The 8,344-nt window shown below is 74.5% G+C and carries 7 protein-coding genes, 1 tRNA gene and 1 other RNA gene; 3 read left to right on the top strand and 6 right to left on the bottom strand.

Features of this window, described 5'->3' with window-relative positions:
* Positions 1-23 precede the first annotated feature (23 nt).
* Positions 24-2,015, bottom strand: a complete 1,992-nt coding sequence (locus tag ABD353_RS20115; RefSeq protein WP_344625032.1) for a DNA polymerase III subunit gamma and tau — start codon at positions 2,013-2,015, stop codon at positions 24-26.
* A gap of 68 nt (positions 2,016-2,083) precedes the next feature.
* Positions 2,084-2,180, bottom strand: an RNA gene (ffs, locus tag ABD353_RS20110) — signal recognition particle sRNA small type.
* Positions 2,181-2,309: 129 nt separating this feature from the next.
* Between ffs and ABD353_RS20105 the strand changes: the two genes are divergently transcribed.
* Positions 2,310-2,394 (top strand) — tRNA-Ser (locus ABD353_RS20105).
* A gap of 283 nt (positions 2,395-2,677) precedes the next feature.
* Here the strand turns inward: ABD353_RS20105 and ABD353_RS20100 are convergent.
* Positions 2,678-3,130 (bottom strand): CBS domain-containing protein, encoded by a 453-nt coding sequence (locus tag ABD353_RS20100; RefSeq protein WP_344625031.1) that lies wholly within the window; start codon positions 3,128-3,130, stop codon positions 2,678-2,680.
* A gap of 260 nt (positions 3,131-3,390) precedes the next feature.
* Between ABD353_RS20100 and ABD353_RS20095 the strand changes: the two genes are divergently transcribed.
* Both ABD353_RS20095 and ABD353_RS20090 read left to right on the top strand, forming a co-directional pair.
* Positions 3,391-3,837 (top strand): DUF5994 family protein, encoded by a 447-nt coding sequence (locus ABD353_RS20095; RefSeq protein ID WP_344625030.1) that lies wholly within the window; start codon positions 3,391-3,393, stop codon positions 3,835-3,837.
* Positions 3,838-4,049: 212 nt separating this feature from the next.
* Entirely contained in the window at positions 4,050-5,318 is a 1,269-nt protein-coding gene (locus tag ABD353_RS20090) for an ATP-binding protein (protein ID WP_344625029.1), read from the top strand.
* A gap of 331 nt (positions 5,319-5,649) precedes the next feature.
* Here the strand turns inward: ABD353_RS20090 and ABD353_RS20085 are convergent, their stop codons facing one another.
* The 3 genes from ABD353_RS20085 to ABD353_RS20075 form a co-directional block, all read right to left on the bottom strand.
* Positions 5,650-5,925: a hypothetical protein gene (locus tag ABD353_RS20085; protein ID WP_344625028.1), complete on the bottom strand. Its 276-nt coding sequence runs from the start codon at positions 5,923-5,925 to the stop codon at positions 5,650-5,652.
* A 55-nt stretch (positions 5,926-5,980) separates the two neighbouring features.
* Positions 5,981-6,472 (bottom strand): DUF5994 family protein, encoded by a 492-nt coding sequence (locus tag ABD353_RS20080; protein WP_344625027.1) that lies wholly within the window; start codon positions 6,470-6,472, stop codon positions 5,981-5,983.
* A 509-nt stretch (positions 6,473-6,981) separates the two neighbouring features.
* Positions 6,982-8,344 (bottom strand): hypothetical protein (locus ABD353_RS20075; RefSeq protein WP_344625026.1); only part of this gene is annotated, 1,363 nt, incomplete at its 5' end.

Raw genomic sequence — 8,344 nt, 5'->3', positions numbered from 1 at the left:
GCAGCCGAGGCGGGAGCCCCCGCCTACGGGGGCGGGCGCTGCGGCAGCATTGGGCCCGCCGGCTGCGGGGCCGCGGCCTGCGGCGGGGCGGCCGGCTGCGGCTGGAACGGCTGGGCGGGCGGGGCCGCGGGGCGCTGCGGCGCACCCCAGCCACCGCCACCACCGCCGGCCTGCGGCGCCGCGGGCGCACCTGCGCCGCCGGCCCCGCCGGACGGGTCCACGATGCACTCGACCCGCCAGTCCACCTGGAGGGCGTCGGCCAGTGCCTGGCGGAGCACCTCGTCGCTGTTGCTGCCCACGAAGCTGTCCCGGGCACCGGCATTGATGAACGAGACCTGCAGCACCTTGCCGTCGAAACCGGCCACCTGGCCGTTCTGGCTGAGCAGGATCCAGGTGAAGCGGCGCCGGTTCTTCACCGCGTCCAGGATCTGCGGCCACATCTGCCGGATCTGGGCGGCGCCCTGCTGTGCGGCGGCCGACGGCTGGCTGCCGGACGCCGCGGCGGGGGCTGCCGGGGCCGGTACCTGGGCCGGCGGAGCCGCCGGCGGGGTCGGGGCCGCGGCGGATGCCTGCGGAGGTGCGGACGGCTGCGGGGCCGGCGCGGGCGCCTGGACCGGGGCCTGCCCGGAGGCCGGGAAGCTGCGCGGGATCGGCCAGGCGCCGGGCGCCGGGGCGCCCGCCGCGGGGGCGGCAGCGACCGGGGCGGCCTGGGGCGGAGCGGCCGGGGCCTGGGCTGCCGGCTGCTGGGCGGCGAACTGCGGCACCGCGGGCGCGGCCGGCAGGTCCGGCACGGCCGCCGGCAGACCGGGCATCGGCCCTGCGGGCATCTGCAGGCCGCCCGCGGGGAAGCCGCCGGCCGAGGCGCGCCGCTCCAGCTTGTCCAGCCGGGCCTGCAGCGACAGCTCGTCGCTGTACGCGCCGGGCAGCATCACCCGGGCGCAGATCAGCTCCAGCTGGAGGCGGGGGGCGGCGTTGCCGCGCATCGCGGTGAGGCCGGTGTTGACGATGTCGGCGGCGCGGCTGAGCTCGGCCGCACCGAAGCGGTCCGCCTGCGCCTGCATGACGGCGATCCGGTCGGCCGGGGCGTCGATCAGGCCCTTCTCGCCGGCGTCCGGCACTGTGGCGAGGATCACCAGGTCGCGCAGCCGCTCCAGCAGGTCCGTCACGAACCGGCGGGGGTCGTGGCCGCCCTCGACGACCTGGTCGACCACCTGGAAGACCGTCGCGCCGTCGTGCGCCGCGAAGGCGTCCACGACCTCGTCGAGCAGCGCGGAGTCGGTGTAGCCGAGCAGGGCGGTGGCCATCTGGTACGTCACACCGGCCTCGCCGGCACCGGCCAGCAGCTGGTCCATCACCGACATCGAGTCGCGGACGGAGCCGGCGCCGGCCCGGACGACCAGCGGGAAGACCGCGTCCTCGACCTGGATGCCCTCGCGGCCGCAGACCTCGACCAGGTAGTCCCGCAGGGTGCCGGGCGGCACCAGGCGGAACGGGTAGTGGTGGGTGCGGGACCGGATCGTCCCGATCACCTTCTCCGGCTCGGTGGTCGCGAAGATGAACTTGAGGTGCTCCGGCGGCTCCTCCACGACCTTCAGCAGGGCGTTGAAGCCGGCCGAGGTCACCATGTGCGCCTCGTCCAGGATGAAGATCTTGTACCGGCTGTGCACCGGCGCGAAGAAGGCCCGCTCGCGCAGCTCGCGTGCGTCGTCGACGCCACCGTGCGAGGCGGCGTCGATCTCGATCACGTCGATCGAGCCGGGGCCGCCGGTCGCCAGGTCGCGGCAGGACTGGCACTCGCCGCAGGGCGTGGGCGTCGGGCCCTGCTCGCAGTTCAGGCAGCGCGCCAGGATGCGGGCGCTGGTCGTCTTGCCGCAGCCGCGCGGCCCGCTGAACAGGTACGCGTGGTTGACCCGGTTGTTGCGCAGGGCCTGCTGGAGCGGGGCGGTCACGTGCTCCTGCCCGATGACCTCCGCGAAGGTCTCGGGGCGGTAGCGGCGGTACAGGGCTAGGGACACGCCACCGACGATATCGGGACGGGCCGACAAACGCGGCCTCCCTCGGCGCGCCCGGGGCCGCCCGCAAACGCAAGGACCCCTCGTGCACCCGCCAGAGCCCTCCTACCCTTGCTGCCTTCCGGCCCTGGGGGGGTTCAGAGAGATGACGCCACACGAGGGGCTGCCCCAAGAGTAGCGGATCGCGAGCCCCGGGTGGTCCACCCCGGCCGGTCTGAGATCCGCAGGCACCCGCGCACGACCACCTGCGGGATAGCGGTTCGCGAGCACCCCTCGACATGTACTAAGCTCTCCCACGGAGGATTCGCCTAGAGGCCTAGGGCGCACGCTTGGAAAGCGTGTTGGGGGCAACCCCTCACGAGTTCGAATCTCGTATCCTCCGCCTCCGCCCGCCAGGGCGAACGAAAGGCCCCGACCGGTTTCCGGTCGGGGCCTTCTTCGTGTCGTGGTCTCAGTTCCGGTCCCAGTTCGCCGGCACGGCGTGAACTGCTCCGGTTCCTCCGGTGACGCCGAAGCCCCGGAGAACCCGACCGCGGCCACGCACGTGCGGGCCGAACTCCCCGTGCTCCCGGACAGTCGCCGTCGTCGCCGCGAAGCCCCGCCGCCCCGGCGACGGGCGGCAACCTCCGTGGCCCCGGAGCCGCGGCTCCGACTGAGGCGGCGGCTCAGGCAGCCGTGACCGCGAGGAGGCTGGTGACGTGGTCGGCCCGGAGGACTCCGAGGATGCGGCCGTCCTCGTCGACGACGGGCCAGACCACCAGGTGTTTGATCCGCATGGCGATCGCGGCCAGGGCCAGCCCCATGGTCGGCCAGGCGAACGGGCCGCGCTGGTGGGAGGTGGCGCTGATCGCGGTTCGCTCGGCGGACCGGGAACGGGCCAGGAACGGGCGGAGCCCGGCGCGGGTGACCAGCCCCTCGCACCGGCCGAAGTGGTCGCGGACGAGCAGGAACTCGACGTCGGCGGCGCGGAGTATGTCGTCGGCCTGGTCGACGGTGCTGTCGTCGGCTATCCGGTAGTCGCAGGGGTCCATGGCGTCGGCGACCGTGAGGCCGTGGCCGGGCCGGGCGGACCGGGGCGAGTGAGTGGTCCGGGCGAACTGGGGCGAGTGAGTGGTCACGGCGTCCACCGTTCCCGTCTCCGGCTGCCCGCCGCAGCGGGGTCTGCCGGTCTGTCCTCCACCCAGAACGAAGCCGGAACGGGGACCGGGATGCGTGATGCCCTGGATGCCTTCGAGGCTACTCCCGCGGTGGGCCGCCCGGGAGGGTACGACGGAGTAGCGTGGAAGGCAACCGAGGACATTCCGCACACCGGCATCAGCGTCGACGTCGCCCTGGGTCATAACGGGTCCCTCGCGGACCGGACGGGCGGCCTCGCATGATGCCGATTCCTCTCCCCAGCTTTTCCGCTTCCAGGCCGTGGACGGTACCCGGCGCCCCGCTGCTGCCCCGCCTGGAACTCGAGCCGACGATGTCGCGGGAGGGCGTCTTCGACGGCGCCTGGTGGCCCCGCTCGAACCACGTCCGCGTCGAACTGCCGGACCTGATCACCGCGCTCGGCGCCCACTTCGGACGCATCGTCCGGGTCGGCCTCGACACTTCCGCCTGGGACGGCGTCCCCGGGGCCGTCGCAGCGAACGGGCTGACGATCAAGATCAACCGGATCACCAGCAGCGAGGCGACGATCAGCATCACCAGGGGCTTCCAGGACCACTTCCTGCTGCTGGTGGTCCCGCCCGGCACCGCCCCGGCAGCGGCCGCCTCGGCCATGGCCGGCGCCTCGGTGACCGGAAACCACACCCCGGCGGCAGAACTACTGCTCGGCTGAGCGGCCCGGACAGACGCCGGCACCACCGTGCGTCGGACCGCTCCGGGTCGGCGCGGCGGGGAGGGGCGACGCCGGTCGCTTGCGCCGGCCCTCCGGTGTCGCTTGTGCCGGGCCTCCGGCGTGAACCGGCCGTCGTCGCTCGTCCGGGCAGGCGGCCGTACCGGGGTCAGCCGATGATGGATCCGAGGGGCGCGAGACTTTCGAGGCGGCGTATGGCTGTATGGCATGTCCGGGACTTCACGCCGGACGACCTCGAAGCGGTGGTCCGGCTCGACGCCGAGAGCACCACCACGGACCGTGCCGCCGTCTTCCGGCTCTCCGACGTGGTCGCCGCTCTGCAGGCACGGAATCCGAGCGTCGTGGTGATGGCCGACGGACGTCTCGTGGGCGCGGCGGTGGGCCGGGTGGACGGGGACCGGGCATGGGTGCTGCGCATCGCCCTGCACCCCGCCTGGCGGAACCTGGGCATCGGTTCCGCCTTGCTGTCGGCGTTGGAGCGCCGTCTGCGGGACGCCGGTGCCAGGATCGTCGCGGCGCTGCTGCCCGACGAGGAGACCGGAGCCACCGCCCTGGCCAACTCCGGATTCCACCCCCACCGAGGGCTCACGTACTTCGAGAAGCCCGAGGTCGTGAGTGCTCAGGGCGCGACGGTCCTGGCGCTGCTCGGCGCGGTCATGCCCGAAGCCGGTCTCTGGGAGCGGCTCACCGGCATGGCCGACGAGAAGCGGCTCATCGAACGTCGTCTGGTGCTGCCCCTGGCGAATCCCGAGCTGGCGGACGCCCACGGGGTGGAACCACCCCGCGCGGTGGTGCTGTTCGGTCCGCCGGGCACGGGCAAGAGCACGTTCGCCAAGGCCGTGGCCGGCCGGCTCGGCTGGCCGTTCGTCGAGCTCTTCCCCTCCCGGCTCGCGGCCGAGGACGGGCTGGCCAGCGGACTCGGCCGCCGCTTCGAGGAGGTGGCGCAGCTCGACCACGTGCTGCTCTTCATCGACGAGGTCGAGGAGGTCGCCGGTACACGCAGCCTCGCCGCCCCCGCGTCGGTCGGCGTGGTCAACGAACTCCTCAAGTCGATCGTGCGGTTCCGTGACCGCGACGGCCGGCTGCTCGTCTGCGCCACCAACTCGGTGACCGCCCTGGACCCGGCGTTCCTGCGTCACGGCCGGTTCGACTACGTCCTTCCGGTCGGGCCACCCGACTCCGTGGCCCGCGACGTGCTGTGGGCCGGCTACACGGCGAAGACGGGTACCGCCGCCGACACCGCGGTCCTCGCCGGGGCCAGCGAGGGCTTCACTCCCGCCGACATCAGGCAGGTCGCCATGGCGGTCGCCCAGAGCGTGTTCGAGCGCACGCTCGACACCGGGGAGCGGACCCAGCCCAGTACCCAGGACTACCTGGAGGCCATCCACCGCACCCGTCCGACCGTTTCCGACACGATGGCCCAGGAGTTCGCCGACCAGGCAATCCGCTACGGGCGCGTCTGACGGCGCCCTCGCCGTTGCAGGGTGTCCGCCCGGAGGTGCCGGGCATCGAACCGACCACCGCGACCATGCCGGGTTCGGACCGGGCCGAGAATGGCCTGGACATCACCGAAGGCACCTCGCATGCCGGCACCGGACACCGGCGTCGTCTCCGGCGAACGGCAATGCCGGTCCCGGCCCCGCGGGCCGGGTGTGCCACTCGCGATGACCGTGCGACCCCGGCCTGGCGTCGGCCGGCGATCCCGCGTCGGACAACGGCGGGACGGGCGGGGCCGACCGGTGGATCCGCCCGGCCACCGCCGAGCAGCCCGGGCAGCCGTCACCAGGGCCCGCGCTACGCCCGGAACGGGTCGCCGTCAGTGCCGTCAGTACTCGGCGCCGCTTCGCAGGTAGTTGCCCACGACCTGGAGCCACGCCCCGGGCCGAAACAGACCTCGATCCGGTACGGCGTGTCCTCGAAGACCCGCAGGACGCGCAGCGCACCACTTGGATGCAGGTCGTACTCGAAGGTGACGCCGTCCGCGCCGTCCTCGTACTGCAGGTCCAGCGGCCCCTTCGACGGCTCCGCCGGCGCCCGGGCGTCGACCGAGAGTTTCACGTAGACGGACATCGCTCCGCCCCGCCTTTCCTGTTCGCCCGAGGAACCCGGCCCGTGTGGCCACCCCTCAGGACGCTTCACCCGGCGCCTCGGAGCCGCTGCCGGTGGTGACGAGGATCTGCTGTGCCGAGTCGCTCCCGCCGGCCTCGACCGCGCGGGCCATCGCGGCCAGCGCCGCCTCCCGGCTCGTCTGCGGGGGGACGACGAGCAGGCTGAAGTGGTCCTGGTCGCCCCGAGTGACGATCACCGTGTCGTCGCCGACCGGATACCGGTCGATGTGCACCGACCGGCCGTCGACGAGCAGCCGGGCCGGTACGTCGTCCCAAGCCTCCGCGTCCAGCCCGACGCTCGCCACGGGGCCGATGTGTTCGGTCAACGCCCTGACCAGACCAGGAAGTTCGGAACCGGCGTCCCGTGAACGCGGCCACCACGCGCCGTCCAGCACACCCTCGCGGGACCGGGTGGTCTCCAGGCGCAACAGGGCCGTCCCCGGCTTCACGGCCTGCCGGAACCGGTCCGGCAGGAACCCGTGGCGCGAAGCGCCGACTTCGTCCGACATGGCTCGCCCCTGTCCGCGGGCACGGGCCGCGCCCGCCGAGCGAGGGCGGCCTCCGGGGAACGGCCGGATCGGGCCGCTCCGACATCCCCACGGTACTCCGCCCCTGCCGCGCCGACCCGGAGGGTGACGAAAGCCTTGGTCGGGGCCGGTCCGTCAGCGCCACTCGATCAGGAAGAGGGTGGCGTCATCGCTCGTGCGACCGCCCCGCTTCTCCTTCAGGACGCGGGAGAGAGCGCACCACGGCCCGCACCCCGGCCCGCGGGCACTCGACGCGGTCGACCCCCGCAGCGCGCCGACGGCCGGTGGGGCGACCAGCCGGGGCGGCAGCCCGTGGGACCGATCGAGCGGCGCCCCCCCCGGCAGGCGTTCGCCGTGCCCCTCCGGCCGATCCCGTCCCGCTGCGCCGGCCCGCTGCTCACCGCTCATCCCTCACTCACCGCCCGGCTCTCCGGTACCGCCGCCGGGCCGGGCGGAGGAAAGCCTTCGCCGCACTGCAGCTTCGGTTGCATTCAGCTCGGCCCATTGCCGTTCGGAGCCGTGGAGGCACGGCGGTGCCCCTGGGCGGTGGGCCGCCTGCGGGTGCGGGTGGAGGCAGGCCTGACCAGGTAGCCGGCGAGGGCGGCGGTGGCGATCAGGGCGAGGGTCGCGGCGGTGAGGGAGGCCCAGGGGACGACGAGGGCGGTGCCCTTCGGCCAGAGCTGGGCTCCGGCGAGGACGAAGCCGGTGAGGAGTCCGCAGCCGAGCGAGAGCGAGGTGATCACCGCCGACTGCGTCGCGGACACCAGCCGCTGGGTGCGGCCGCCGAAGCCGATGACGTGGAGCAGCCGCAGTCGGGGCCGCAGTTCCTGGGCGGAGGCGGAGACCGCGAGCAGGGTCGCGGCCAGGACGGTGGTGCCCGCGATCGCCATCATGACGTTCCACCGGGCGGGGACGGGCTGGGTGCGGGGCCGCTCGACCCGCAGGGCGGTGGCGGGGATGCCGAGGGGTTCGAGGGCGGTGCCGAGCCGGTCCTCGATGCCCGCGGGCAGCGCGTCGTCGGGGGTGGCGAGGTAGGTCGTGGTGACGGGGAACAGGCCGAGGCCGCGGGCGGCGGCGCCGGTGAGCACGCCGGTGGCCCGGTTCCGCGTGGTCCGGTCCACGGGGTCGCCGGGGCGGGCCGCGGCGGTGAGCGGCGGCCGGCCCGCGGTGCCCGGCGTCGGTTCGAAGGCGAGCGCGGCGTTCCCGCCGCGGACGAAGGCGGGGTCGAACACCACGATCTCGCCCGCCGCCAGGGCGGCCGCCTCGTCGGCCGTCCGGTCCCGCTGGGTGAGCGCGCGGAAGTCCTCCTCCGTCTCGACGATCTGCAGGGTGCCGTGGGGGTTGGCGGCCTGGGGCGTCCGTGCGAGGAGGGCGACCTTCGGCAGTGCGAGCCGTGACGGGGCGTCGGCGGCGGGGCGGTCCGCGGCGTACACGCCCCGGACCGGGACGACGGAGGCCCGCAGGCCGAGGACCCGGCGCACCGCGGCCTCGACGGCGGCGGACGGCGGTGCGTCCCGCAGCACCACTTCGATCTGGCCGGGGTGCCGCGAGCCGGCGTGTTCGCGGGCGTCCCGGGCCGCGTTGCTGCCGACGAAGACGGCGGTGGAGGCGGCGAAGGCGACGGTGACCACGCCGAGGACGACGGCCGCGGCGGGGCGGCGCCGGTCCCTGGCGAGGTCGCGGAGGCCGAACCGCGGTCCCGGCCCGAGCCCGCGGGCGGCCCGGCCGAGCAGCAGCAGGAGGTCGGGGACCACCAGCACGGTGGCCACGAGGAGGGCGGTGCCGCCGACCACTCCGGGGGTGCTCGACCCGGAGGCGGCCCCGAGGGCGACGGGGGGGGGGGGCCGGCCCGCG

It is taken from the genome of Kitasatospora arboriphila (genome assembly GCF_039528095.1).
GTDB lineage: Bacteria > Actinomycetota > Actinomycetes > Streptomycetales > Streptomycetaceae > Kitasatospora > Kitasatospora arboriphila.
This window is presented reverse-complemented; position numbering and strand designations above follow the sequence as displayed.